Annotated in this window: 21 protein-coding genes; 9 read left to right on the top strand and 12 right to left on the bottom strand. The window is 57.9% G+C overall.

Going from position 1 to position 25,285, the window contains the following annotated elements; translation table 11 throughout:
- Window positions 1-25 precede the first annotated feature (25 nt).
- The 4 genes from ACP2YP_RS14125 (at window position 26) to ACP2YP_RS14110 (ending at window position 4,884) form a co-directional block, all read left to right on the top strand.
- A complete protein-coding gene (locus tag ACP2YP_RS14125; protein ID WP_426424812.1) occupies window positions 26-940 on the top strand; it encodes a cupin-like domain-containing protein in 915 nt (304 codons plus the stop codon).
- A 137-nt stretch (window positions 941-1,077) separates the two neighbouring features.
- Window positions 1,078-2,259, top strand: a complete 1,182-nt coding sequence (locus ACP2YP_RS14120; protein WP_426424811.1) for an SGNH/GDSL hydrolase family protein — start codon at window positions 1,078-1,080, stop codon at window positions 2,257-2,259.
- 264 nt (window positions 2,260-2,523) lie between these two features.
- On the top strand, window positions 2,524-3,474 hold the full coding sequence (locus tag ACP2YP_RS14115; protein ID WP_426424810.1) for a thioesterase domain-containing protein: 951 nt from the start codon (window positions 2,524-2,526) through the stop codon (window positions 3,472-3,474).
- A gap of 201 nt (window positions 3,475-3,675) precedes the next feature.
- The gene (locus tag ACP2YP_RS14110) at window positions 3,676-4,884 is read left to right on the top strand and encodes a WecB/TagA/CpsF family glycosyltransferase (protein ID WP_426424809.1); all 1,209 of its coding nucleotides are present in this window, start codon (window positions 3,676-3,678) and stop codon (window positions 4,882-4,884) included.
- Here the strand turns inward: ACP2YP_RS14110 and ACP2YP_RS14105 are convergent.
- A complete protein-coding gene (locus tag ACP2YP_RS14105; protein WP_426424807.1) occupies window positions 4,858-5,739 on the bottom strand; it encodes an ExeA family protein in 882 nt (293 codons plus the stop codon). The genes ACP2YP_RS14110 and ACP2YP_RS14105 overlap by 27 nt on opposite strands.
- A 339-nt stretch (window positions 5,740-6,078) precedes the next feature.
- Between ACP2YP_RS14105 and ACP2YP_RS14100 the strand changes: the two genes are divergently transcribed.
- Both ACP2YP_RS14100 and ACP2YP_RS14095 read left to right on the top strand, forming a co-directional pair.
- The gene (locus ACP2YP_RS14100) at window positions 6,079-7,428 is read left to right on the top strand and encodes a GumC family protein (RefSeq protein WP_426424806.1); all 1,350 of its coding nucleotides are present in this window, start codon (window positions 6,079-6,081) and stop codon (window positions 7,426-7,428) included.
- 32 nt (window positions 7,429-7,460) lie between these two features.
- A complete protein-coding gene (locus ACP2YP_RS14095; RefSeq protein ID WP_426424805.1) occupies window positions 7,461-8,276 on the top strand; it encodes a CpsD/CapB family tyrosine-protein kinase in 816 nt (271 codons plus the stop codon).
- Window positions 8,277-8,385: 109 nt separating this feature from the next.
- Here the strand turns inward: ACP2YP_RS14095 and ACP2YP_RS14090 are convergent, their stop codons facing one another.
- The 3 genes from ACP2YP_RS14090 to ACP2YP_RS14080 all read right to left on the bottom strand — a co-directional run bounded on the left by ACP2YP_RS14090 (window position 8,386) and on the right by ACP2YP_RS14080 (window position 11,384).
- Entirely contained in the window at window positions 8,386-9,678 is a 1,293-nt protein-coding gene (locus tag ACP2YP_RS14090) for an outer membrane beta-barrel protein (protein WP_426424804.1), read from the bottom strand.
- A 175-nt stretch (window positions 9,679-9,853) separates the two neighbouring features.
- A complete protein-coding gene (locus ACP2YP_RS14085; RefSeq protein ID WP_426424803.1) occupies window positions 9,854-10,441 on the bottom strand; it encodes a polysaccharide biosynthesis/export family protein in 588 nt (195 codons plus the stop codon).
- A gap of 187 nt (window positions 10,442-10,628) precedes the next feature.
- Complete coding sequence (locus ACP2YP_RS14080; RefSeq protein ID WP_426424802.1) at window positions 10,629-11,384, bottom strand: 4'-phosphopantetheinyl transferase family protein; 756 nt, start codon at window positions 11,382-11,384, stop codon at window positions 10,629-10,631.
- An 883-nt stretch (window positions 11,385-12,267) separates the two neighbouring features.
- On the opposite strand from ACP2YP_RS14080, the gene ACP2YP_RS14075 reads away from it, so the two are divergent.
- A complete protein-coding gene (locus tag ACP2YP_RS14075) occupies window positions 12,268-13,623 on the top strand; it encodes an undecaprenyl-phosphate glucose phosphotransferase (protein ID WP_426424801.1) in 1,356 nt (451 codons plus the stop codon).
- Window positions 13,624-14,101: 478 nt separating this feature from the next.
- Here the strand turns inward: ACP2YP_RS14075 and ACP2YP_RS14070 are convergent, their stop codons facing one another.
- Window positions 14,102-14,575, bottom strand: coding sequence for a hypothetical protein (locus ACP2YP_RS14070; RefSeq protein WP_426424800.1), 474 nt, complete (start codon window positions 14,573-14,575; stop codon window positions 14,102-14,104).
- Between the two features lie 2,153 nt (window positions 14,576-16,728).
- Between ACP2YP_RS14070 and ACP2YP_RS14065 the strand changes: the two genes are divergently transcribed.
- Both ACP2YP_RS14065 and ACP2YP_RS14060 read left to right on the top strand, forming a co-directional pair.
- Window positions 16,729-17,076 (top strand): H-NS family nucleoid-associated regulatory protein, encoded by a 348-nt coding sequence (locus ACP2YP_RS14065; protein ID WP_426424799.1) that lies wholly within the window; start codon window positions 16,729-16,731, stop codon window positions 17,074-17,076.
- A gap of 440 nt (window positions 17,077-17,516) precedes the next feature.
- Complete coding sequence (locus tag ACP2YP_RS14060; RefSeq protein ID WP_426424798.1) at window positions 17,517-17,753, top strand: helix-turn-helix domain-containing protein; 237 nt, start codon at window positions 17,517-17,519, stop codon at window positions 17,751-17,753.
- Window positions 17,754-17,866: 113 nt separating this feature from the next.
- Here ACP2YP_RS14060 and ACP2YP_RS14055 read toward each other — a convergent pair whose 3' ends face one another.
- The 7 genes from ACP2YP_RS14055 to ACP2YP_RS14025 all read right to left on the bottom strand — a co-directional run bounded on the left by ACP2YP_RS14055 (window position 17,867) and on the right by ACP2YP_RS14025 (window position 25,188).
- Entirely contained in the window at window positions 17,867-18,547 is a 681-nt protein-coding gene (locus ACP2YP_RS14055) for a response regulator transcription factor (RefSeq protein WP_426424797.1), read from the bottom strand.
- A 284-nt stretch (window positions 18,548-18,831) separates the two neighbouring features.
- Window positions 18,832-20,412 (bottom strand): Do family serine endopeptidase, encoded by a 1,581-nt coding sequence (locus ACP2YP_RS14050; protein ID WP_426424795.1) that lies wholly within the window; start codon window positions 20,410-20,412, stop codon window positions 18,832-18,834.
- Window positions 20,413-20,625: 213 nt separating this feature from the next.
- Window positions 20,626-21,105 (bottom strand): cytochrome c-type biogenesis protein, encoded by a 480-nt coding sequence (locus ACP2YP_RS14045; RefSeq protein WP_426424794.1) that lies wholly within the window; start codon window positions 21,103-21,105, stop codon window positions 20,626-20,628.
- A 4-nt stretch (window positions 21,106-21,109) separates the two neighbouring features.
- Complete coding sequence (locus ACP2YP_RS14040) at window positions 21,110-23,092, bottom strand: heme lyase CcmF/NrfE family subunit (protein ID WP_426424793.1); 1,983 nt, start codon at window positions 23,090-23,092, stop codon at window positions 21,110-21,112.
- Window positions 23,089-23,634: a cytochrome c maturation protein CcmE gene (gene ccmE, locus ACP2YP_RS14035; RefSeq protein ID WP_426424792.1), complete on the bottom strand. Its 546-nt coding sequence runs from the start codon at window positions 23,632-23,634 to the stop codon at window positions 23,089-23,091. Before ccmE ends, ACP2YP_RS14040 begins: the two co-directional genes overlap by 4 nt.
- Window positions 23,635-23,671: 37 nt before the next feature.
- On the bottom strand, window positions 23,672-24,787 hold the full coding sequence (gene ccmI, locus ACP2YP_RS14030) for a c-type cytochrome biogenesis protein CcmI (RefSeq protein WP_426424790.1): 1,116 nt from the start codon (window positions 24,785-24,787) through the stop codon (window positions 23,672-23,674).
- A 131-nt stretch (window positions 24,788-24,918) separates the two neighbouring features.
- Window positions 24,919-25,188: a hypothetical protein gene (locus ACP2YP_RS14025; protein ID WP_426424789.1), complete on the bottom strand. Its 270-nt coding sequence runs from the start codon at window positions 25,186-25,188 to the stop codon at window positions 24,919-24,921.
- Window positions 25,189-25,285: the final 97 nt, after the last annotated feature.

Genomic DNA, 25,285 nt, shown 5'->3' with positions numbered 1-25,285 from the left:
GCGCCTTTCGATACAGGATTTTACAATGGCTTTGACAGGCAATTCGGAAACCGGAAGGCTCGAACTTCCTTCCAATGCTGTAGAACAATCGTTTAATCGTGAGCCGTTTGGATTCAATCACAATCTCAATCAGCTCGGTATGTTTGAACTTAGCTCACTCGCCAGCCTCGCGGAAAAGGAATACGGCGCCGGTCGGGAGCAAGACTTTTTCCTGGCATCGAGCGCGACAGCGCCCGATCAGAGGTTCCGTGCCGTGAAATCGGTTAATCTGGGATTGTCCGAGGCGTTCCGCGGCTTGAAAGATCGCTCGATTCGAATCTTGCTCAAGCGGCCCGAGAACCACGACCCTCGCTTCCGCATGCTGCGCAACAGTCTTGTTGAGCAGATTCTTGATCGCTCTCCGGAGCTGAGAAACGACCGCATCTTGCGGTTGGAGTCGGCAATTTTCATAACGTCCGCCGCAACCTTGACCCCGTTCCATTTCGACCCTTCCGCCGTGTTTTTCTGCCAGATCATGGGCGAGAAGACTTATCATCTCTACTCGCCCACAACTTTGACCGAGCCTGAATTGGAACAGTTCTACTTCCGCGGCATGGTCGACATCGCGCAAGTCGAGCTCGCCAAGCGTGATCCAAAGCAAGAGCAGGTGTTTCGGCTCTCGGCAGGCGCTGGACTACACCAGCCGCAAAATGCGCCTCATTGGGTGGAAACGCAGGGCGACATCTCAATCTCGTACTCGTTTTTCTTCGAAACCATGACGGCACAAAAAACCAATCGGATTCGTGGCTTCAACCATTATTTGCGAATGGCCGGCGCGCAGCCGCAGCCACCGGGGCTGCAACCTGGCATCGATACATTGAAAGCGGAGGCGATGAATGTGTGGATCCCTTGCCGCAAAACGCTGTCGTACGTAAGGTCGGCGACAGTCGGGAGATCGTGATTTCCCTTCCGCGAGCACAACGGCTTGTGCGCGATTCAAGCTACTCATCGCCGAGAAAAGGTCGCGCGGCGCTGTCGGCCAATTAGCGCCGGATATGGCCGCAGAGATATGACATAGCCCCCCTGGAGGCGCCCAAGTTGCTTCATTCGAGACAGTTATCGAGCGAAGAAAATGCCGAGTTCAGTTGGCGCGCTTTGGCCCTAACATTGGTACTGGCTGTCATCGCCGTTGAAGCGGGAGCGACAATGATCTGCCGGTCGCTCGCAGCCTATCCGCAGGCCAATCGTTTCTTGTGGGATCCCAAACTCGAACAAGTACGCGCGAACTGGAATAGTGGTTCCTCAATGCTAGATCCCGACATTGGGGGGCTTCTCACGCCAGAGGATATCGCAGGCAACGCCGAGCCTTGCGGCTCCGCGTACGGAGATTCTTTCACGTCTGGTTTTGAAAGCGAAGATGGCGAGGGCTGGGTTGAACGCCTCTCGCACATCCTAGGATGTCGCGTAGCGAATTATTCCGTCGGAGGCTACGGCATAGATCAGGCATATCGACGTCTCGAAAAGACTCTCGACGGCTCGCGGTTCGTGCTTCTCGGACTGGATCCCAACGGAATCATGGACGTGGTTAGCCAGTATGATGGATGGCTGGGAGGGGACCAGGTCCCGTTCGCGCTCAAAGGTCGTTTCGTCATCACTCCTTCGGGGACCTTGAACTGGATTGGTTTGCCGCGCCTTGACGCAGATAGGTTTGTTGCCTTGAACCAGGCGCCATCTGACGCGCTGCCCGCGTCCTATTTCCTTCCGGGCACTAGTGATGGGGCAGTTATATCGCGCTTCCCTTACACTCTGACGCTTGCAAGGGTTGCACTTATGCCGAGCGTACGCGCCTTCTTTTCCGGGCATACAGAGTGGAATGCCTTGTATCAAGCAGATCATCCGTCGGGCGCTCTGCAATTGATGGTCGCCATTTCGGAAGCATTCGCAACGCTTGCGGGAGCGCGTGGTCAACGCCCGCTCATCGTCATTCTCCCAGTCGCCGGCAGCTTTCGAGAGAACACAAACTTCGGCCATTTCGAATACGCAGATCTCGTCGATGAGTTGCGGGCAAGGCACATCAAGGTCCTGGATGTCGGCCCTGTAATGGCGACTGCAAACAGCGGCCGCTCGGCTTGCGGGTACTTTACTCGCCAGGATTCAGGCTTTGCAGCGTGGCTACGTTCGCCCATGCCATGCGGTGGTCATTATAGTAGCCGCGCCCATGCGATAGTAGCGCAACTTGTCAAAGCCGAATTGAAGCGACAGGGGATGCTCGAACATTAAAAGCAAAAAGTCGGTCTAGTTTGTTGTATCTCACGGACAACGGAACTCTGGGCGCTATTACTCGTCGCCTATTTTAGGCTTCTGTCGAAGCGACGACATTCATCATACTGCATCCAATCCCGCCATGTGCGCTTTACTACAGGACCCCAGAACGGTATTCCTCCTGAAGCTATTCTTTCCTTTACGCCGTTTGTTGTTGAGCTCTTTACGCGTCAAAAACACCCACAATAGCTTTTCCTGTACTCAAAATGTTTGCTGGAGTGAATGAACATTCTCTGCTCCATCGACGAAAATCAAACAGCTACTGGAGGGAGCTTAGCTCCTCCGTTGCTCTCCGCGTGTGCTTCGAACATGCGCTCAGACTGCATCAACAGTGACGACACCGCGTCTGAGCACCCGCTGGCACAGGAATTTGTGCACCTTCGCCCAATCCGCGTGTCCGGTAGTCGCCCCCCCCTTATTTGCTTCTTTCCGGGAGCTCCAGGAGCGCGCGACCTCGCCGAAGCACTGCCAGAGGAGCAACCAGTCTACGAAATCTGGTGGCCAAATGTGGATAGCGAGAGCCGTTATCCGAGCGTGGAGGAGCTTGCCGATCAATTCGTGGCCGAGATTCGCAAATTGCAGCCTCACGGGCCCTACCAATTTTGCGGCTATTCGACTTTCGGCCTCGTTGCCTACGAAATGGGCCAGCGGCTGCTAGCTCAAGGCGAGGACGTCGGCTTCCTCGCCTTGTTTGATATCTGGCATCCGCAATTTCTTCAATCACTAACCCCAAGGGAGATGGCTCGCTATAGGGTCCTGCGGATCATCGATCGCCTTGGGAAGTATCGCCGAATCCTTATGAAGGGTGGAGCCAACGAAGTAGCATCAAACTTGGCTCGGTTCGCGGTGAACAAAGCGAAGTCGCTTGGCTGGCGTCTTTCCCAATCCAGGCTGCACAGCGCCGGCCGGCCTGTGCCGAAACCCATGCAGATCATTGCATCAATCGAGGCCAACAAAGCCTACGTTCCGCCGCCCTACCCTAAGCGCTTCATACTGATTCGAACGGAAGATCTGCTCGATCGAAAGCTCCGAGACCATGCCGTGGGGTGGAAAAGTTGCGCACCTCACGGCATCGATTTGCATTTCGTTGATGGCGACCACGGCACGATCAAAGACAAGCCCTTCGTTCACGGCTTAGCTCAAAAAATCGTTTCATATCTCGCGGTATCGTAGATCCGGCTCCGGCGTGTGCTTCCTGAACCCTTCGAGCCGGCAGCCGAATTAAAAAATAACACTGGAAATTGGTCTGTGACTATAATATAGAATTCTAGTGTCGAAATTTAATACTACATTAAATATTTAATTCAAAAACCACTAGCTGCAATGACCAGTTTGGACGTAGCGCACCCGGCAAGTGGATTTGACCGTCAGAGATTGTCGGTCGCCGAAGTCGGCTTCGCCGAGGGAACTGCATTGGTGGGTGCCTCCTCAGCACCTCCGACTGAGGCATCATTATTGTCGTCCAATCTCTCGCGTGAGGTTTATTGTATTCTCGGCCTCCCAATTGACGCGCTCGATCTAACGGCGGTCGTAAGAAGGCTTGAAAGCGCGGCTGCGCGGCGTGCGACGTGTCTGGTCTCCACGCCAAATCTGAATTTTCTCGTCAACAGTCTTTCCGATCCGGAATTCCGACAATCGGTGCTTGATAGCGATCTTTGCCCACCAGATGGTATGCCCATCATTTGGATTGCACGGCTTATCGGCCTGCCAATCCGCGAAAGAGCGTCGGGAGCCGACCTTCTTGAGCGTCTCCGGGCCCAGGCGACAGGCGTGCACAGCCTCTCTCTGTTCCTGTTTGGAGGAGCGACAGGTGTAGCCACAGCTGCCGCGCATGCATTTAACGCTGGCTCGAGCGAAACGAAATGTATCGGGTCGATGGACCCGGGCTTTGGCGACGTCGACGAACTCAGCGCTGACAATATTCTCAACGTCGTAAATTCAAGCGGCGCCGATTTCTTGGTTGTGTCTCTTGGCGCCAAAAAGGGTCAATTGTGGCTCCAACGGAACCACCATCGCTTGAACATACCGATCCGCGCCCATCTAGGTGCGGCGCTTGGTTTCCAGGCCGGCGTGATCAAGCGGGCTCCGCCGGTCGTGCGTGCATGCGGATTTGAGTGGTTATGGCGCATTAAGGAAGAGCACTATCTCTGGAAACGCTATCAGCACGATGGCCTCGTCCTACTGCGGTTGCTCTTCACCCGTGTTCTGCCTCTGGCCGCGGCAAATCGTTGGCATCGGGTGAGCCAAAAGCTGCGGCCGCAGGAACTTTCGATTGCGAAAGTTCAGGAGGATGACGGATCGATAACGTTCGCGCTATCGGGAGCTGCCTTGCAAATGCATGTTGTGCGCGCTGCGAGGCATTTCGAAGATGCTTTGGCTAGCAACCGAGACGTTATTATCGACCTTTCCCGAACGCAGACCATCGATGCGCGCTTCTTCGGCATGTTGATGATGCTGCACAAGGAACTGACCAGCAGAAACGCCAAGCTGAAGTTTACAGACGCCCCCTGGACAATCAGGAAAGCGTTCCAGCTCAATGAGCTCGGATATTTACTGTCACCTGACGCCGGATCTCAGGTCTAACCCGGCGGCCAACGGACGGCCTTCCTCGGCCGGCTCCATGCCGAACGAAACCACCCCGAATTGCTCTTTGTTTTTCATGACCAGATCTACTATTTCGGTCGTGATCAACTTTGCTTGCGCGGCATAGCCATACACCAACGCAGTATCGCAAATGACATTTATCGTGCGCGGGATTCCCCGACTGACTTGGCCAATAAACGCACAAGCGCCTTTCTCGAACAACTCCTCGCTCGCACCTACGGCCCGCAAACGGAAATTGATATAGTCGGTTACCTCGTCGACCGCCATGGGCTTGAGGTGAAAGTCGGACGAGATCCGTTGCGCGAACTGAAGCAGTTGAGGACCACGCAACGCGTCCCGCAATTGGGGCTGACCAACAAGAATGATCTGCAGAAACTGCCGCTTATCCGTATTGAAATTGGACAGCATTCGAAGCTCTTCAAGCGCCTCCATCCCTAGGTTCTGCGCTTCATCGACGATCAAAATGACCCGCCGATCTTCGGAGGATTGGTCTAGAAGAAACTTTTGAAATTGCTTGAACAGCGCGGGATAGGTCCCTTCGAACGGCAGATTGAGCGACATCATCACCCAAGGCAGAAGTCCGTCTTGAGGGCGCGGTGTATTTGAGATGACGCAGGCGGTAACGTGGTCATCGAGTCGGCGCAGCAGGTATCGGATCAGCGTCGTCTTTCCACAACCAACCTCACCAGTGATCACCGTGAAGCCCGCGCTGTTCATTACTCCGAACTCGAGCATGGCGAACGCAAACCGGTGATTCTGCCCCCAAAAGATCAAATCCGGATCAGGCAGAATGGAGAATGGCTTCTCCCGAAAACCATAAAACGACTCATACATCCGCAGAGCCTTCAAGGAACGCGGCACGATTGCCCGCAAACAAGAACGAATAGACCAAGCCCACTCGAAATGGAAACCTTCTCGGCCGAGTTGATTAATCAATATGGCCGAGAAGATCGATAAGCTTCTTCCGACGAGAAAAACCCGCTGCGCTCGGTTCCATTTACCAAAGACATATGTAGCAATATGTCGCGTTAATCATTGATGATTTTTCGCTTGTTCTAGAATTGGGGAGGACTTATACCTTAGATAAAGCGTGCGGGGGGAGCAAATTGGCACCTTGAAAATAGGCGCCCATTTGATTGGGGGGTGAGCAGATTTTAATCCGAGGTTCAGGCTGTGCTCCAGACCGTTGGCTCGCATCAACCTTTCGTTTCCGGTGAACCTGACTTTTCTCCCGATCAAGGGACAGGTTTAAGTCTTGGTCGATTGTTTGATATTTTTAAGCGGAAGTTTTTTTTCTTTCTCTTCCCGTTTGCATTGGTGGCCATAGGGGGCCTGCTTTTTGCGGCGCTTCAGAAGCCGAACTATGTTTCTGAGGGCAAGATTTTGCTGGAGGTGCAACTGGCTCCGGACATTGTCAGGCCTGTCTCCAGCATGACGGCACCGGAACGTGTTCAGCTCCTTCAACAGAGAGTTGCGACGCGCGACAAGCTTCTGGCAATCGCCGAGAAGTTCGCGCTATTCCCCAAGAGTACCGACGTCCTCGAATCGATGCGCAACAGCATTCAGTTCAAGCCCGTTGTCGCGGATGCTCAGATGCGTATGAGTACCCTCGCGGTCGCATTTACAGTCAGCTTCGAATACCCAGACCCGGAAGTCGCGATGGAAGTCGCAAGAGAGCTGGTCAGCGCGATCGTGAGTGAGGATGATCGCTCGAGAAGCGATAGGGCGGCGGAAGCGGTCAATATCCTGGCTGAAGAGGCGAAAGACCTCGAGAACAAGCTAGAGGACGCACAGGCGCGAGTCGGCGAGGCGGCGCGCCGACCAGCAGACACGTCGCCGACAATCTCCGATCAGCAGAAATCTCAGATCGCCACGCTCAGTGCTCTTCGTGCCGAATTGGCCCAGAAAATGTCGGTCTATTCTGAAGCACACCCGGCAGTGATATCTCTGAAAAAGAGAATTGCACTTATGGAGAAGACCGTCCAAGAGCCGCCGCCGGTTGCTGCGCAATCTAGACCATCTCAAGTTGATGACTTGGAGTCGCTGAAGCGGCAGCGAGAGGCTATCGAGAAACGTCTTTCGGAGGCAAATGCAAAGCTCACAACGGCCCGTCTCATTCAAAAGATCAGTCGGGATCAGCAGGCAGAGCGGCTTCAGGTGATCGAGACGCCGACGTTGCCGCAGAAGCCGATTAAATCGAATAGATTGAAGCTCGTTGCTGGGTCTCTTGCTGCGGCCTTGATACTGGGCATCGGCTCGGGATTCGCAGCAGAGCTCCTAAATGGAACCATCCGTGGGCCGGAAGCCCTGACTGGATTGATTCCGCCATCGCTTACCGTATCCATACCCTACATCGAGACAACGGGCGACGTTATCCGAGCGCGCGCGAGATTCGTATTTGGCGCGATCTGCGTGCTGATCGTCCTGACGGTTCTGGCCGGACTTGCCGCTGCGATAGCTCTCCATCTGCCGATCGAGCCGTCGAAGGCATTGTTCGATTGGCATTCACTAGTCCGACTCTAGCTCTACGAGATCGCGGCACCAGGAGAGATAGAATGGAAGACATTCGCCAGGCAGTGGAGCGCGCGAAGGCAGAGCTAGGATCGCACGGCGCTCCCATGCGTGGACCCATAAGCAATCGGGTTCGCAATGATGCGCCAATCGAGCGAAAGGCGCCCCTTCGGCAAGCTACGCTCCAATCTTCTTTTCTTCAATCACGCAGGATAGTCGCTCATGATGGAACGGATCCGCGTTCGTTGACATTTGACATTTTGCGAACCGAAGTCTTGGGAACAATGGACTTCAAAGGTTGGAGGACGTTGGCGATAACTTCTCCCACACCGGGATGCGGCAAAACCTTCCTGTCCATCAATTTGTCTCTCAGCATGGCGCGCGAGCGGGAACGACAAGTATCGCTGGTGGATTTCGATCTTCGTAGGCCACAGATCGCCCGCACTCTAAATCTGAAGGGCGAAGTGGGAGTGGTGGATGTGCTCGAGGGGCAAAGAGCCCTAGATGAGGCGACCATCAATGTCCGCGTCGGCAATAGCGATTTGGAAGTGATTCCAACTACGTCGGGCTGCTCCAACGCATCGGATCTGGTATCCTCAAGCGCAACGAAAAAATTTCTGGATGGCCTTTCGCGCCGCGCGCAAGGGGAGATCGTCGTGATTGATTTGCCGCCTCTTCTGACGGGGCACGACGTGATCTCCGTCCTGCCTCACATTGACTGCGTCATTCTTGTTGCAGCCGTCGGGACCTCCAAGGTCGCGGAAATCGAGCAGTGCAAGAAGTATCTGCAGGGCACGGACATGGTCCGTTTTGTTCTGAACAAAGCGCCCCCGGGCGCCGCTCATGGATATTATTACTAAACACCGCTCGTGCTCGCAGCGAACTGTAGTCGACACGCGAGCAACAACAACGTCCTGGGTCGTTCGAGCTAGATCAATCTAAGCGAGGGCGACGAGACACACTGGCGGCTCAGAACTTGTAGAGCGCCCCCATCGCGACGTAGTTGCTCTTAACGCTCACGAGAGGCGCATTGGATTGAAGATTTGTGTAACGATATTCCCAAGTTAGAGACGTATCGCGCCGAATATCATACCGAAGCGTTCCGTTGAGTATCCAGGAATTGTCCAACCTGCTCCCATCAACATATTCAATCCGGCTGTAGGACATCAAACAATCCGCGAACCAAAGCGGAGTGATCTCGTAGTTGGATTGCACTGACGCAGATGCAATCCGTGTTGAAGCCGTGGTCGGGATCTGAACAGCGACTACGCCGGGCAGAGTAAGAGAGAGATCGGTCGCGAGCGAGCTGGAGGCGATATTGTTCGTTATATCCACCGTACCTGTAAGTTTCCACTGACGCATTGGCTCATAGACGATGCGTCCACCATACACGTCTCCGCCTGCCGTAGCGTGCCCGCCTCCCGTGCCGGAACTGTCGGAGCCTTGGTGGCCATAGTACGCCAAGAAGCGAAAGCGACCTATCTGGTCTGTTCCAAGGCCAGCAACCACGCGGTGCGAGGTCGTTGAAATGGACGTGGCGTCAAAGGTCACGGTGCCGACAACCCCGTCAGAGTATGTGTACAACAACGGGCCAAGCCAGAAGGCCGCATGTTCGGTAAACGTCCGACTGGAGTTGTTCTGTAGGTTCTGCGCCTCATACTCGGTCCGGGCTGCCGATCCGGATAACGTCAGGATGCCCCTGTTGAACAGCTTCTCGACCGAAAATGTCCCGGTGTAATGATTGTTGGGATTTACAAGTAGAGGGAGAACGCTGCCGGCAGCCGGCGTCGATTGTCCAACGACCTGCCCCGTCGGGGAAACAATTGTGCCATTCGGCAGGACTGTATTGCCGTTTGGCAGCACCGTTGAAGTCGGAGCGGCCTGCGCAACTTGGATCGAGTTCTGTAGGCTCGAAGCCCAGGTACGACGAACGTAATTGGCATCGAACACAAAACTGAGATCCCGCATGGCTTCGTACCTTTGTGCAAAGCCAGCACGACCATCCAGCGTGTTCACCTCGTTGGCGTCGGGATATATTTGGCGATCAATGTTCCCATATAATGTCGTCGTATGAATTCCATTGGTCCATACCGCGATGAGGCCCGGCGTAAGGCCGAACCCAGGCGAAGCCAAGCCGTTTCGAGGCGCAAAAAAAAGATTATCCGAATACAACGAATAGGTACGTAACGTGGGGTAGAGCAGCCAGTCATTGACTGCTACGGCGGTAGGATCTCTAGCTGGCAGCCGCTTGACCAGCGGCACATCGAGCGGCGGCTCCTGTGCCAGGCACGTCGAAACGAACGCGAAGCAAAAAAATGCAGTCCACGCAAAAAAGGCAGCGCCCCGTCGGAATTGTGTGAAACCTGAGCAGTGGCGCATTTAATACCGGAAGCCATCCCTCGAGCTTCTGCGAGAGCGAGAAACGTGATCTAAGATTCTAGAAATATCTTTCCGGAACCCGAATTGTATCCCCCGGCGCGATTACGACCGGCTCCGACAAAGGATATTCTTTCCATATGTCGTCACCGAGGTGCCGAATGAGAACCACAGACTTGCTCGCGCGATAGGTAAAACCGCCTGCCATTGCGACGGCGGCATGCACAGTCAGACCGCTTCGGAACGGGTACTCGCCAGGGGTCGACGCCTCGCCCAATACGTAGAACGGCCTAAACTGGACCACCGCTACGGTCACCTTCGGATCTTGCAGGAAACCGCCGCGGCGATAGCTCGCCGCAATCTCACGCCCCAACTCGACCTGCGACCGCCCCGCAGCACGTATCGTACCGACCAAGGGCATCGAAACGCTGCCACCGGGATTAACATCATATTCGCCGGTAAGCGCTTCTTCGCCATAAACAGTGATTTTGATCCGATCGCCGGGGCGCAAGCTGGATGCAAGCCCAGCGCCCAACGACGGCCTCACAGGCTGCGTCTCTACTTCAACCGGGCCGTAATCGGTGTAGCATCCTGCCAACTGAAGGGCTGCAATAAATACGACCGCCAATTTCGAATATTTGGACAGCATCAGCCCTGCTCGCAATCTTCGCAAAGACGCCCTAATTCTGGGCTCTGTCCGCAATCCTATCCGGTTCGCGCACCCAAATCTGTATCCGTTTAGTCACATACGGAAACTTCAATCCCACGAGAGCACATTATCACGGCAACTCGGTCGACCTGATATACAATTAATTATCAACGGGTTAGATCGAATTCTAGAACTCAAAGTGATCGAGGGTTCCAAAACGCAAATGCCAGTCCTGTCCGGCCGCGATCAGCGCGCCCTGATGGTCTTGCCCCACATCCAACGCAAAGAGCTTCCATCGGCTGGCCTCCGTGGGATCAGGCTTGGTTGTCAGCAGGCCCGGCGCCTCTCCCGGGAGAAAGGCAACTTCAAAATCGTCGAGAGCTAGTAAAAGACCCTGCCCCTTGGCCTTAACGTAAGCTTCCTTTGAGGTCCAACAAGCGAAAAACGCCTTGTAGAGAGCATACCCAGTCAGGGACGCCAACTTCTCCGACTCAACTGCCGAGAAGAACCGCTTCGCCAGGTTCGTCACATCGATGTCCGTGCGAATCCGTTCAACATCGATGCCGACCGATCGACCTCTCGCGATTGCGATGAGAACCCAATCCCCCGAATGCGAAACACTGAACTTCAAGTCGGAGCGGTAGCAGGCCAGTAGGCAAGGCTTGCCGAACTCGTCATGCTCAAACTGCAATTCCTCACAGGGCACTCCAATCGCTGGCCCCAGCAGCAACCGTAGGTATCCGCGGCCTAAGATGCTGCGCTTGGCGTCCGCGATGCTGAGAAATCGATCTGCACGCTCTTGCTCGCTGGGAGAAAGCAATCGATATAGCCTGGTGAGGTGGGCCTGCGAGACATCCAAGCCGGAGCGCCATACGCACACTTCATCTCTGGACAACATGCCTGCGCTACGAGACTTGGCCTCCCCGGTATCGTTTGTTTTCACCTTATCAATTCCGGAATTCTAGGGCACAACTTCGCTGAGAGATCCGTCTGCGCAGCATGCAACAACAGGGAGTTCCAGTATGAAAGCCAAGCAGCGCAGCGCAGGGGCGAGTCACGCCAAAGCCAATCATTTCGCCCCGCCTTGCCTTGCGAGGCCAACCCTGGGCGGGCTGCTTCTCCTAGGCATCCTATGCTTCGCTTCCACGAGCGACTCGCACGCTCAAACAACACGAACCAATCGGTCAGCTGCTTCGACAACGCCATCCTTGCCGTCCTCTTCCTCGACCAGCCCTAACTCCCCCTGCGACGCCACAAATCCTACCAGCCCCTGCTTCTCCGCCAAAGCGCCGGGCAATCCCTGTTACTCCGCCGTCGGCGACCCCTGTTCGAAAACCACCACGCCGACCTCCAACGCTCCCCGCTCGCAGCCGTCAACCGCTCCGTCGACGCAGCATGCTCGCGCGATAACTGCCGACCAGGCGCGTGCTGCCATCGAGGCCGAGGGCTACTCTAAAGTCGAACAACTCCGGAAGGATGCGGAGGGAACTTGGCGGGGCAAGGCGGAAATAAATGGCGACAGCATGAGCGTCACCCTCCATTTCGACGGGACCATAACGAAAAACTAGGCTCTGACAGGAAAAAACTTTCCGGAACCGCTGTTTGCGGCGCAAAAAACAGATTGCGCCCCCTATTAAATATGATTAATATTGGTCAATTTTAAAATAACCATAAAATAAACAAATTAAATAAATGCGTATTCGTTTACGCCAGGATAATTGGGTGTTGCATTGACGAGCACGTCACACGTTCGCGACGGAAACGATAGATTTGGAGCATCGCCCCCGCTGAATTTCAGCATTTCAAGTGAGGCAATTCCATATATTTTGCTGACGATCGATTTCTCCTCGGTCTTGCTCTCGAGCTTGATGGGCGGGCTCGCATACCAGTATGCCGCAGGCAATACAGTTCCTAGCTACCTTCCGTATTACGCGGCCGGTGCGCTCGCTGGCGTGATTTACGTCCTGCGGATGAGCGGCAGAGGATTCTACAAGTTTCCCGACGGTGGCGAACGGCGCGTGGAGATTGGAGAAATCCTGTCCTGCTGGTTCACGACCGTGCTGTTGCTTGCATTTGCGGCACTGGTCTTCAAGGCGAGCGCGGAATATTCCCGCGGTTCATTTCTCGCATTTTCTTCGTTCGGACTGCTCGTGCTGGTGGCGCTCAGGAAGGTCGCCAAACTGACGCTCGCAAGCGCAGTGTCTCGCCGCGCGATTGGTCGACGTCGCACCGTTGTGCTTGGCGTATTTGACGAGATGCAGGGGCGAGAGGATCTGCTATCTCACTTCGGTTCGGCAGAGATCAAGCGCTTCGTATTCGGCGCACTGGGCTCCTTGTCAAGCGACTCAGAGGACATCAACACGATCCGTTCAGTCGCTGATTTCATCAGAAGCAGCGGATGCAGCGAAATTTTCCTTGCTCTGCCTTGGACAGACACGAAGCGCATCGAATTCGTACGCAGTCAGGTTAAAGCGCTACCCGTTGCCGTGCGCCTGCTACCGGACAAGAACGCTCAAGCTCTTTCTGGACCGACGTCGTCCGAGAAAATTCATGCATTCACGGTCAACATTCAGAATGCCCCGTTGAGCGATCGTGAGCGTCTGTTCAAGCGTATCCTCGACCTGCTGTTTGCGACACTTGCACTCATGTTCTTCGCACCAATTATGGCCATCACCGCGGTAGCGATCAAGCTTGACAGCTCCGGTCCCGTAATCTTCCGGCAGCACCGGAAGGGATACAATGGGAAGCACTTCGTCATATTCAAATTTAGGACCATGACTGTTCAGGAAAATGGCTCTGTCGTTACCCAGGCCACACGCGAAGACCCACGGATTACGGACATTGGACGAACGCTCCGCTCGCTGAGCATCGACGAACTGCCGCAGCTGTTCAACGTGCTAAGGGGCGAAATGTCCCTGGTAGGGCCGCGTCCTCACGCCTTGGCGCACGACAATCACTTTGAAAAGCTCTTGAGTGATTATGGCCTCAGGCATCAGGTTAAACCGGGAATCACGGGCTGGGCGCAATGCAACGGCGCAAGGGGGGAGACTCCCCAAATCGAACAAATGTCCGTACGCGTCAGGCTAGACCTTTGGTACATCGACAATTGGAGCCTTAAGCTCGACCTTCTGATATTGATCAAGACCTTTGTTGAAGTGCTGAGAAAGCGAAACGCCTACTGAATTAACGACCGATGGATATCAACCGAGCGGCGAACTCTCCGCTATTTATCCAGGACTCATCGAGCTGAGTTGCCAGTCGAGGCCCTTGAATGCGCGTTTACCGCTATATTTCTACTCGACAGGAACGTGAAATTGCTAGCCGCTAATTTACGATCGAACTGATATCATGTTTTAGCTTCGTGCCCCCACGAGGCGCATGTTCGCGCGTCTCGCGTCCCCCGGCCATAGAGACGGCTCAATGGCCAACAACCGAGCAGCGACACGACCTTGGTCCCGAGATGAAGAGGCGGCCCTGCTCTCGCTCATCCAGAGGGGCGCGGACGCCGGCGAGATAGCCGTGAGGCTCGGCCGCACGCGACAAGCGATCTATGGTCGCGTACAACGCTTCCACAAACAATTAGGGCGATCCAGTCGTAGAGACGGAGGCACCTTTGCTCAATGGCTCCACAGATAAGGGTCCGGTCGGAACGACATTGGGTTAGTTGGAGTTTCGTGCCGGAAAACACTCTGCCCACCCGAGGGTGAATTTGTTAAGCACCATCTCGCTCTGCACTAACCTGTAGTAGTCGTCGAATCCAATTCTCACGCCATCCATCAGCGCCCGCGGGTTACCGGGAACTTTCAATCGATGACACAATATGTCGGCGTTGGGCCCATCAAACTCCGCGATGATGGCCACAAGCGCCCTCATTCCGTATTCGCTTCCGATATCCATACCAGCAGTTTGAAAAGCGGCATCGGCAAACCCATAGATGTAGCCGAGAGCCTTAACGTTTGCTTCGCCGGTTTTGAGAACCAGCCTCACGTCACCTGCTAGAGCGCGCTGCATGTGCAGAAATTTTACAACCGACAGCATTATCTCGCGATAGCTTTCTTTCAATCTAGCGTCCGCGCCCGATTCGCTTGCCAACCTGAGGGCACGACGCTCCTTCACCCACTTCCTAAAGCTCATGGCTCACTACCTCGAACACTGATCGCGCAGAGCGCGGCTCGAAGGTTCGGAGCTCGCGGTGCGGAGCGCGATAGGAGGGCGCGTCGACAAGTCTCATTATGCCCCATTACTGACCTCATAGCGCGTGCAAGCCAGAAAAATGGATCAAGCGGTACATGACCGCACTCGTCAGCCGTTCATTATGGCTACGCTTGCTGACTTACCTCAAATACACCGGCCTTAGCCTCCTCTTGGAGTATGTCGCAATTCATAAGATCCACACGCCACCATAGATCGGAGATGAGCACACTGAGCTGTAGATATCCGGCAGTACCGGAATGGGACACTTCTTGCATCGTTTGCCTCAACCTGAAACAGGTCCTTCGGAGGTGACCTTTGGATGTCTACTGAGCAAGCATGGGGCCAGGAGATGGCCGCTGCATGGGGTCGTCGCATAAGGCCAATTTCGTTTGGACGACGCCAGCCGGGCCATTACTTTGTGGAGGCTCAACATGATTGACAGCAAGCAATCTATAATGGGGCACACATCTTCGCGGTATTGATGCATTGCTCTTGGCTCTTTTGCAGCGTTGGCAGTAAGAAAGCCCGCGTTGATCTGCCAAAACTGCTTGCGGGAACCTTCGTCGGCGAATGTGTCGCGCGGCCGCACTTTTTCTCAGAAGCGATCTTACCCGCGAACAGTATCACAGAGCGGAAGACGTCCTTACCGCTGTCACCTACACCTGCCTTTTGGCACTCGTCGCCGGTATTGCACGCGCCAGCATGGAAGCAAAAGAGCGCAAATCTCACAGCCTCTCGCGACGGCGCGAATCATTTTCGCAAGTTCCGAAGGAGGAACTTCCAGCTTCGTTAATTCGCGAAGGGACTGAGTGAGGGACGGCCCGCCGGGGCTGGCTGCTGTGGCGGGCCCTAAACCTCGGAGCCAAGGCCGCGTATGTCCCCCACGGCCCCGTCCCGCGAAGTAATCTTAATTCAGTTAATTAATAAAATCTGAATTTAGTCCTCACCCAAATATATATCCTCGGGGAGATTAAAAGCGATATATATAGCGAAGGCGATTGCCGCGACGAATAATGGCGCTAGCGCCATTTGAATATAAAATAACATGATTTTTATTACTTAACTAAAGAGATTTAATGGACGAGTCATACAGGTGTCACGTGGTTCCCGCAAGCGATTTGAGGAATTAAGCCTGGATACCAGCCTGTTTTAACCTCTGGCGGTCTGAGTTAATATGCCGCCGGTATCGGAGGTTGCCTGATGGAAATATTCAGAGCTGAGAAAATTGCTGAGATGGAAGACAATTCGAACCGGAAATGCCGCGCTTGCGGCGCAACGATGAAGTTAATCGGAGCGGTGCACTTTCCAGACCGGAAATCACTCGTTCGGGCATTCGAATGCGATTGCGGCGAGCGGATTTGGAACGAGTAAGACCTCCTCAATGAGCGGCCTTTTTCAAGCTGCCGAGCTCGAACCTTCGGAGAATTAGGGCTCAGTCGATCGACGCCAAGCCGAATGCGAACAGTGCGCCGCCTGTAACGACAAGTGTGCTCCAGCCACCCAGGTCAGCCATGCACCAATGAGGGCCAGCACCAAGCCCAGCACCGCTGTCGAGACCGAGATCTTATTTTGCATCGTCACTGACTTATATTTGAAATTGGGTCCTGAACGATTTCCCTCCATCCAGATTTCGACGGCAGCTTCAGGCGTCGGGCCGACTGCCGGCAACGTTGTTGCCGACTGTTCAAGGCCATATAGTCCGGGTTCTTGAGTTCGTCCGCGGCCGCAGGACAAGTCCAGCAGTTCGATAGCAGAACCGGGGCAGCGCCTTTTTAGCAAACAGTTCGAGTGTGTCTCCAATTTCGGGAGGTGTCCGCCGGCTACGGGTTTGCGCTCCCCCGTCACCAAGGGGATGCGATCGCCGAATTTTTTCGCGGCCAACCGTGGCGAACAATAGCTGACAATCCGGAGGTCGGACCGGCTTGGTTGACTATCGCCAACCGACCGAATTTTCGCGCTTTCGTTGGTGACTAATCCCTTGGGGTTAGTCCAGTTCGCCGTCGTACGACTCTCTTGAGCCATTGACCGGGCCGCGAGACTCCTGAAATTTCTGAAATCCGAGCAGCCCCGCTTGGCCAGTTGCTTGTGGTAACATGAAACGCACCGATTTCGAATTGATGTCTATCGACGAGCTCTGGGCTCTTCACCTTGAAATAGACGTGGCTCTGACTCGCAAGATATCTGCGAAAAAACTTCAACTTGACCGGCGACTGCGACAACTGGAACTAGGTGCATCTGACGAAAAAATTGGGCGAGAAACGCGTCCCTATCCGCGAGTTCTCTCTAAGTACCAAAACCCCGACAAACCGTCGGAGACTTGGGCGGGCCGCGGTAAGCAGCCGCGGTGGGTAACTGCTCAACTCAAATCCGGGAAAAAGCTCGAAGACTTCCAGATCCGACCTTCGTCTCATCGGAGGGCCAATCCGGCGGCGCCAGGCTAGCCTGTGTTTGCGATCGTAGATCGATCTGCCCGGATATGGTCCGGGCCGATGAGACATTTCATTGGCTAGTCCACTCGGCGGATGCTTCTATCTTTAGACGCCCGAAGAAACTCACGATCTTTTCGCCTGGCTGCTTTCCCATGAACGTCTTAGCTCCCAGGCTCCAGAAGTTCGTCGCGGATATTGCTCTGAGTACCGACGAAAAAACTGGGAAGCGGGAACCTCGCCTTTCGCTCGCCTTAGTATCCCAATGCACCACGCGCTTTTGACAACTGTTTTACTTCGGCATCGCCGATGGCATCATTTGGGGGTGATCAAGTTCTCCGATGCAAGCTACGCCAAAAAGACGCATGAGATTGTCGCCTGTGCCGGAGTCGTAGTCGAGGACCAGGGCGACGAACTAGCCACGTGTGGTTCGCGAAGGATGAGGCAGATGTGTGATGAACGAGTTCGGGCAGAAGGGAAAGGTCGCGCTCTCGGAACGACTCTCGGTCTCACCTGAGGAGGCAAGCGCCCTCACCGGGATCGGGCTTACCTCCATTCGCGAGGCCATCACCAGCGGTCTTCTCAAGGCCAAGAAGCACGGCCGGCGTACGATCATCCTGCCCGACGATCTAAAAGTATGGCTTAGAACACTGCCGGACGCCCGCAAGGCGATTGAGGGAAGCCCCGCTTAGGCGGGGCTTTACTTTTCGGCGGTGCTGCTAAGCCGATGGACGATCGGGGAAAGCGGTAAATAGTTGGCAATCAAGAAACCGCATGGCTAAAAAAACGCTATAGTTATCGTGCGTTATCTGATCCCGTCACGGATCATGTACCCGGCGCCGCGGATCGTGTGCAGCAGCGGCCGCTCGAATCCCTTGTCGATCTTGGAGCGCAGCCGCGAAATGTGCACGTCGATCACGTTGGTCTGCGGATCGAAATGATAGTCCCAGACGTTCTCCAGCAGCATGGTGCGCGTCACCACCTGGCCGGCATGCTTCATCAAATATTCGAGCAGGCGGAATTCACGCGGCTGCAGCGTCAGCTCGTCCTTGCCGCGGGCGACGCGGTGGGAGAGCCGGTCGAGCTCGAGATCGCCAACACGGTAGAGCGTGTCCTCGGCCGGGCCGCCGCGGCGGCGCGACAGCACCTCGACGCGGGCGAGCAGCTCGGCGAAGGAATAGGGCTTTGGCAGATAGTCGTCGCCGCCGGCGCGCAGGCCCTTGATGCGATCGTCGACCTGCCCGAGCGCGGAGAGAATCAGCACCGGCGTCGAGTCGCCCTTGTCGCGCAGCGAGCCGATCAGCGACAGCCCGTCGCGCTTGGGCAGCATGCGGTCGACCACCAGCACGTCGTAATCGCCGTTCTCGGCCATGGCGAGGCCTTCCTCGCCGTCACCGGCGTGGTCGGCAATATGTCCGACCTCGCGAAACGCCTTCACGAGATAGTCGGCGGATTCGCGGTCGTCTTCGATGATGAGGAGGCGCATCGTGCGTTCGGCGGCGGTCAAGGAGGTCAACCTTCTCTAAACATGGCGCGAGCGGCAATCGCATGCAAGCCAAGCCAACGAGACTCCGGTAGGCAAAAAAGGCGGGCGGTGAAGCTGGGGGGACCTCACCGCCCTAGGCCTTCCGACGGAGGGGGGCGTAATTCCACCGGAAGGTAGGCTAGGGGAGCAGGCGTTGCGCTGCTCCCCGGAAGAATGCCGGCGGCGGGGGCGACTGATGCCGGCGACACCCTTCATCTCGTAAGCCTCCTGAGGCTTCGCCCTTGTTAGCCCTTGGCGATGGGCACTGCGACGAAGCGCGACTGGCCGCCGCTCTTCACGCGCATCAGGACGCTGTTCTTGTTGTCGGTCCGCGCCGCGGTGATGGCGTCGCGGACATCGCCGGCGGTGCTCACGCTCTTGCCGCCGACTTCGAGAATCACGTCGCCTTCCTTGAAGCCGCGCTCGGCGGCTGCGCTCTTCGGATCGACTTGGGTGACCACGACGCCGTCCTTGCCGGCACCGGCCACGGAGTTGGCGGGAGCAACCGTCATGCCGAGCTTCGGCACGTCCGTGCCCTTACTCACGCCCTTGTCACTGTCGCTATCGATGTCGGCCTTGGCCTCGACCGTGTTCGGCAGCTGACCGAGGGTGAGGTTCACGACCTTGTCCTGGCCCTTGTGCAGCACGTTGAGCTTCACGGACGCGCCGGGCGCCATGGCGCCGATGGTGCGGGCGAGCTCGCGGGCGTCCTTCACGGATTCGCCGTTGACCGAGGTGATGACGTCGCCGGACTCGATGCCGGCCTTGGCCGCCGGACCATCCTTCTGCGGCTCCGCCACCAGCGCGCCTTCGGCCTTCTTCATGCCGAGGCTGTCGGCGATGTCGGACGTCACGGGCTGGATCTGCACGCCGATCCAACCGCGGCTAACCGAGCCCTTGTCCTTGAGCTGGGCGACCACGCTCTTCACGGTGTTGGCGGGGATCGAGAACGCGATGCCGACGCTGCCGCCGGAGGGCGAATAGATCGCGGTGTTGACGCCCATCACCTCGCCATCGGTGTTGAAGGCCGGACCGCCGGAATTGCCCTTGTTCACGGGCGCGTCGATCTGGATGAAATCGTCATACGGGCCGTTGCCGATGTCGCGGCCGCTGGCCGAGACGATGCCCGCGGTCACGGTGCCGCCGAGGCCGAACGGGTTGCCGACCGCCAGCACCCAGTCGCCGATCCGCGGCTTGCCATCGGCAAGCTTGGCGAAGGAGAAGTTCGAGCCGCCCTCGACCTTGATCAGAGCAAGGTCGGTGCGCTGGTCGGTGCCGATCACCTTGGCGGTGTAGGTCTTGCCGTCGTCGGTGGTGACCTCGACCTTGTCGGCACCGTCGACCACGTGGTTGTTGGTCACGGCAAAGCCGTCAGCCGAGATGAAGAAGCCGGAGCCCTGGCCTTGGACGACGCGGCCACGACCGCCACCCTTCAGGCCCGGGATGCCATCCGGACCGCCGAAGCGGCGGAAGAAGCGCTCCATCGGCGAGCCCGGCTGGAACGGCGAGGCGGAATCATCGCCGTCGTCGTTGCTCGCGGTCTTCTCCTTGATGTTGACCTTCACCGAGATCACCGAGGGCTTCACGCGCTCGACGATGTCAGCGAAGCCGATCGGACGTTCGACCTTCTTGACCTCGTTGTTGACCTGCGCGTGCGCCGGGCTGGAGAACAGGTCGACGGGCGACGTCGACGGGCTGAAGCCGTGGACGGCGATGCCGAGGCCGGCGACGACCGAGGCCATCAGCGCGATTCTGCGCGCGGAAAACACCGAACGGCGGGGCTGCCGGTAGGACGGAAGGTTCGTGAGATCGGGACGGTCGGTCATGCAGAGGTCTCCAGGGCCTTGAAATCCATTTGGTGCCAGATGGCAGCACCTTACGGACCTGAACATGGGGACTTCCGCCTTACCGCGCGCTGGCTGCGGGGTTAAACTTTTGTAATGAAGGACGATCCGCGATGCGGCAGTTTATCGCAGGCCGAAAGTCGCGGTGCTACAGGAACTTAATAGGGTTCCGGCGACGCGCGCCGGAGCGCGAATCTAATGCGTTGGCGCGTCTTCGGACATCAACGCGGCGAGCCGCGCCTGTTCGTCGGGGGTCAGCGGCGGCGGTACATCTGCACCGATCTGCGCGCGGCGTCGGTTTTGCCGCCACAGCGCAAAGCCACCGCCGGCCAGCAGCAGCGGCGCGAGCAGCCACAACAGCACGGTCTGCCGTTCGAAGCGCGGCTTGAGCAGCACGAACTCGCCGTAACGCGCGACCAGGAAGTCGAGCACCTGCGAGTTGCTGTCGCCGGCCGCGATCCGCTCCCGCACGAGGAGCCGCAGATCGCGCGCGAGCGGCGCATCGGAGTCATCGATCGACTGGTTCTGGCAGACCATGCAGCGCAGCTCGCGCGACAATTCACGCGCGCGCGCTTCCTTCGCGGGATCCGACATGATCTCGTCGGGTTGCACGGCATGCACCGCGGGCATAGCCAGCAGCATGAGCGCGACGATCGCGGACATCATCCGGCGCATCGCGTCACTCCGCAGGTTGCAGGCGCTGCTTGGCCCGCGCCGGCGTGGGCGCACCGACCCGCAGGCGCCGGTCGGATAGCGACAGCATGCCGCCGAACGCCATCAGCACGGGCCCCCACCAGATCATGAGCACCAACGGCTTGTGATAGATGCGCACGGCGATCGCGCCCTCGGCGGTAACATCGCCGAGCGAGATGTAGAGCTGGCTTGCGCCGCGAGTCAAAAGCGCAGCTTCCGTGGTGGTGGAGCCGCGTGTGGTGAAGCTGCGCTTCGACGGCGTCATGACGCTGAGCGCTGCGCCGTCCCGGCTGACATTGAACTGGGCAATCATCTCGCGGTAGTTCGGCCCCTGGCGCTCAAGCAGACCGTCGAGCTTCAGGTCATATCCAGCGACCTGCGCAACGTCGTTTGGCTTCATGGTCGCGATATATTCGCTGTTCCAGGTGGTCTCGCAGACGATCCCGATCAGCGCGACGCCGAGACCGGCATGTGCAAACGCGGTGCCCCAGGCCGAGCGCGGCAGGCCCCGGGCGCGGTGCAGCGTGGTCGTAAACGGCAGGCGAAACAGGCCGGTTCGTTCGGCCATATCGGTCACGGCACCGGCGATGACGAAGACGCCAAGCCCGATGGCCAATGGCGCCAGTGCGCTGCCGCCACGCGTCCAGGCCCAGACAATGGCGATCACCGCAAGACCCGCCACGCCGGCCGCCAGCAGCCGCTGAGTGACGCCGAGCAGATCGCCGCGTTTCCACGCCAGCATGGGCCCGAATGGCACGGCGAGCAACAGCAGCGCGAACAGCGGCACGAAGGTCAGATTGTAGAACGGTGCGCCCACCGACATCTTGAAGTCGGCGAGCACTTCCATCGCCAGCGGATAAAGCGTTCCGAACAGGACGACTGCGCAGGCCACCGTCAGCAGCAAATTGTTCAGCACCAGCGCGCCTTCGCGCGAGATCGGCGCGAACAAGCCACCCTGCTTCAACGAGGTCGCGCGTCCCGCGAACAGCGACAGGCTGCCGCCGATGAACAGGCAGAGGATCAAGAGGATGAAGACGCCGCGGGTTGGATCATTGGCGAAGGCGTGGACGGAGGTGATGACACCCGAGCGCACCAGGAAGGTGCCGAGCAGCGACAGTGAGAAAGTCAGGATCGAAAGAAGGATGGTCCAGACCTTCAGCGCGTTGCGCTTCTCCATCACCAGCGCCGAGTGCAGCAGCGCCGTGCCGGCGAGCCACGGCATCAGCGAGGCGTTCTCGACCGGGTCCCAGAACCACCAGCCGCCCCAGCCGAGCTCGTAATAGGCCCAGTAGGAGCCCATCGCGATGCCGAGCGTCAGGAAGATCCAGGCGACCAGCGTCCACGGCCGCACCCAGCGCGCCCAAGCCGCATCGATCCGGCCCTCCAGCAGCGCCGCGATCGCGAACGAGAACGAGATCGAGAAGCCGACATAGCCGAGATAGAGCATCGGCGGATGCACGGCGAGACCGATGTCCTGGAGCACCGGATTGAGGTCGCGCCCCTCGATCGGCGGATTGACGATGCGCAGGAACGGATTCGAGGTGATCAGGATGAAGAGATAGAAGGCGCTCGCGATCCAGGCCTGCACGCTAAGCACATGCGCCCGCAGCGACAGCGGCAGATTGTTGCCGAAGGCGGCAACGAGCCCGCCGAAGAGCGCCAGGATCGACACCCACAACAGCATCGAGCCTTCATGGTTTCCCCACACGCCGGTGATCTTGTAGATCAACGGCTTCATGGAATGGGAATTCTCGTAGACATTGGCGACGGAGAAATCCGAGTTCACATGCAACGTCACGAGCGCGATGAACGACGCGCCGACGAACAGGAGCTGCGCCAGCGCGGTGGAGCGCGCCACGTTCATCAGCGCGGGATCGCGCAAGCGTGCGCCGATCAGCGGCACCAAAGACTGGATCAGCGCCAGCGCGAGTGCCAGCACCAGCGCATAATGTCCGGCTTCCGCGATCACCGCACCGCTCCCTGCGAATTGCCTTGCGCCGTCGTAGCCGAAGGCTTTGCATCGCCAGAAGGCTTGGGGTTACCAGAAGGCTTGGGGTCACCAGAAGCTTTGGCGCCGTAATCATCCTTCCAGTGCCCCTGCTTCTTCAGGGCGTCGGCAACGTCCTTGGGCATATAGGTCTCGTCGTGCTTGGCGAGCACGGTGTCGGCCTTGAACACGCCGTTGGCGTCGAGCGCGCCTTCGGCGACGACGCCCTGTCCTTCGCGGAACAGATCGGGCAAAATGCCCTTATACGCGACGGGCAGCTTGGCGCCGCCGTCGGCCACTTCAAACATCACCGCGAGATTGTCGCCGCGCTGGAGCGAGCCCGGCTGCACCAGACCGCCGAGGCGAAAACGCTTGCCCGGCTGGACGTGCTTCTCGGCCACCATGGTCGGGGTCGAGAAGAACACGATGGAGTCGCGCAAGGCATTGAGCACCAGCGCGGCTGCGAGCGCGAGCACGGCGAGCGAGCCGCCGATGATGGTCATACGTCGCTGCCTGCGCGTCATGGCGTATCCGTTCTCCGCTCGTCTCGTGCCGCGACTGTCATCCGTCCAGCCCGAGGGTCTTGAGGCCTTCGTTGAGCTGGCGCAGCCGTTCGGAATTCTTGGCGACCGCCTGGCGGGCGTCGGTCGAGGCGCCCAGCGCCTTGTCGCGATCGCCCATCACCAGATAGGCGCGCACCAGACGCAGCCAACCCTCGACATCGTCGCCGTTCTGCTTGAGACGCGTGGCGAGACGTTCGACCATGCTGCGGATCATTGCGTTGCGATCGCCGTCGTTCATCTCCTTGGACGCTGCGATCGTCTCGTCGGACAGCGCCGGCATCGTCACGCCGCCACCGCCGACCCGCGCGAGCGAGGTCTGCACCAGGGGCCGCCACGGCGCATCCGCGGGTGCTTTCGCCAGCAGCACGCGCCAGATATTGGCCGCGTCATCCTTGCGGCCGTCCTGCTCAGCGGCGAGCCCGAGGAAGTAGTTCGCCTTGGGATCGTCGGTGTTGAGCGCATGCGCGCGCTCGAACTCGGTCTTGGCTTCGGCCGTCACCACACCGCTGGCCGCGGCCGTCATCGCTTCGCCGAGATCGGAGCGGCGCTCCGCGCTGTCGCCGTTATAGGTAATCGAATTGCGATAGGCGCGCACGGCCTCGTCGAAGCGGCCCAGCCGCTCCAGCACCGGCGCAAGCACGTTCCAGCCGCGGCCATCGGTCGGGTTTTTCTCCAGATGTTGCTGGACTTGCACGACGAGGTTCTCGAGCGACTGCGCCATGCCGGACCCGGCCCCACGCTCCCGCTGCGCCAGCGGGAAGTCGCGGAGCGCGGGCGAGCCGAGCGGAACATAGATCGCGGCCGCCACCAGAGGCAGGCCGACCAGCGCCAGCACGGCAGCCGCACGGCGCCATTTGAGGCTGGACGTCGGCACGAGCGCAGACTCGCTGCCGGCGGCGGCGAGCAGCCTGCGGCTGATCTCGACGCGCGCCGCTTCGGCTTCAGGTAGCGCGATCAGTCCTGCCGCGAGATCACGCTCGATCTCGGCCAGCTGATCCTTGTAGACCGCGACCTCGCTGCCTTGATTGTCAGGACGCACGCCACGGCCGAGCGGCCAGAGCACGGCGAAGATCGCCGCGACCGTCATCAGCGCGAACACGAACCATAGCGTCATCTGGCAAGCTTCCAGCGGCGCGCGAGCCGCGCCCACAGGTGGCTTTACACCACGGCCGGACGATGCGGCAATTGACAATTGTCAATTTGGCGCGAGCGTACATAGTCCCGAAATGGTGAAAATCCAACGGCTTAGCTGATCTCAAAGTCCGCACTTTGAGCGGCGTCCTCGCCGTGCCCGTTGAAGGCCTTCAGGAAGTATGTTCCCGGCTCGATCGCCTCAGGCAATCTGATCCGCAACGCCCCCACGGGAACGGGCGATGCAACCCTCGTGACGGTCTCAGGCAGTTGCCGACCGCTTGCCTTCTCGACCAGCACCATCTTCGCGCCGACCATCAGCCTTTGATATTTGGCAACAATGACGCGGTTTTCGATTTCGATGGAGCTGATAACGGGTTTCATGCGCCCACAGATAGAAATTCCAGAAGCTTGCACGGGGACCGTAGGGCCCACAACCGGCAGCGTCAACCACAAATTGTGATCACGAAAAGATGCGCTT

The organism is Bradyrhizobium genosp. A (assembly GCF_049949275.1).
GTDB lineage: Bacteria > Pseudomonadota > Alphaproteobacteria > Rhizobiales > Xanthobacteraceae > Bradyrhizobium.
This window is presented reverse-complemented; position numbering and strand designations above follow the sequence as displayed.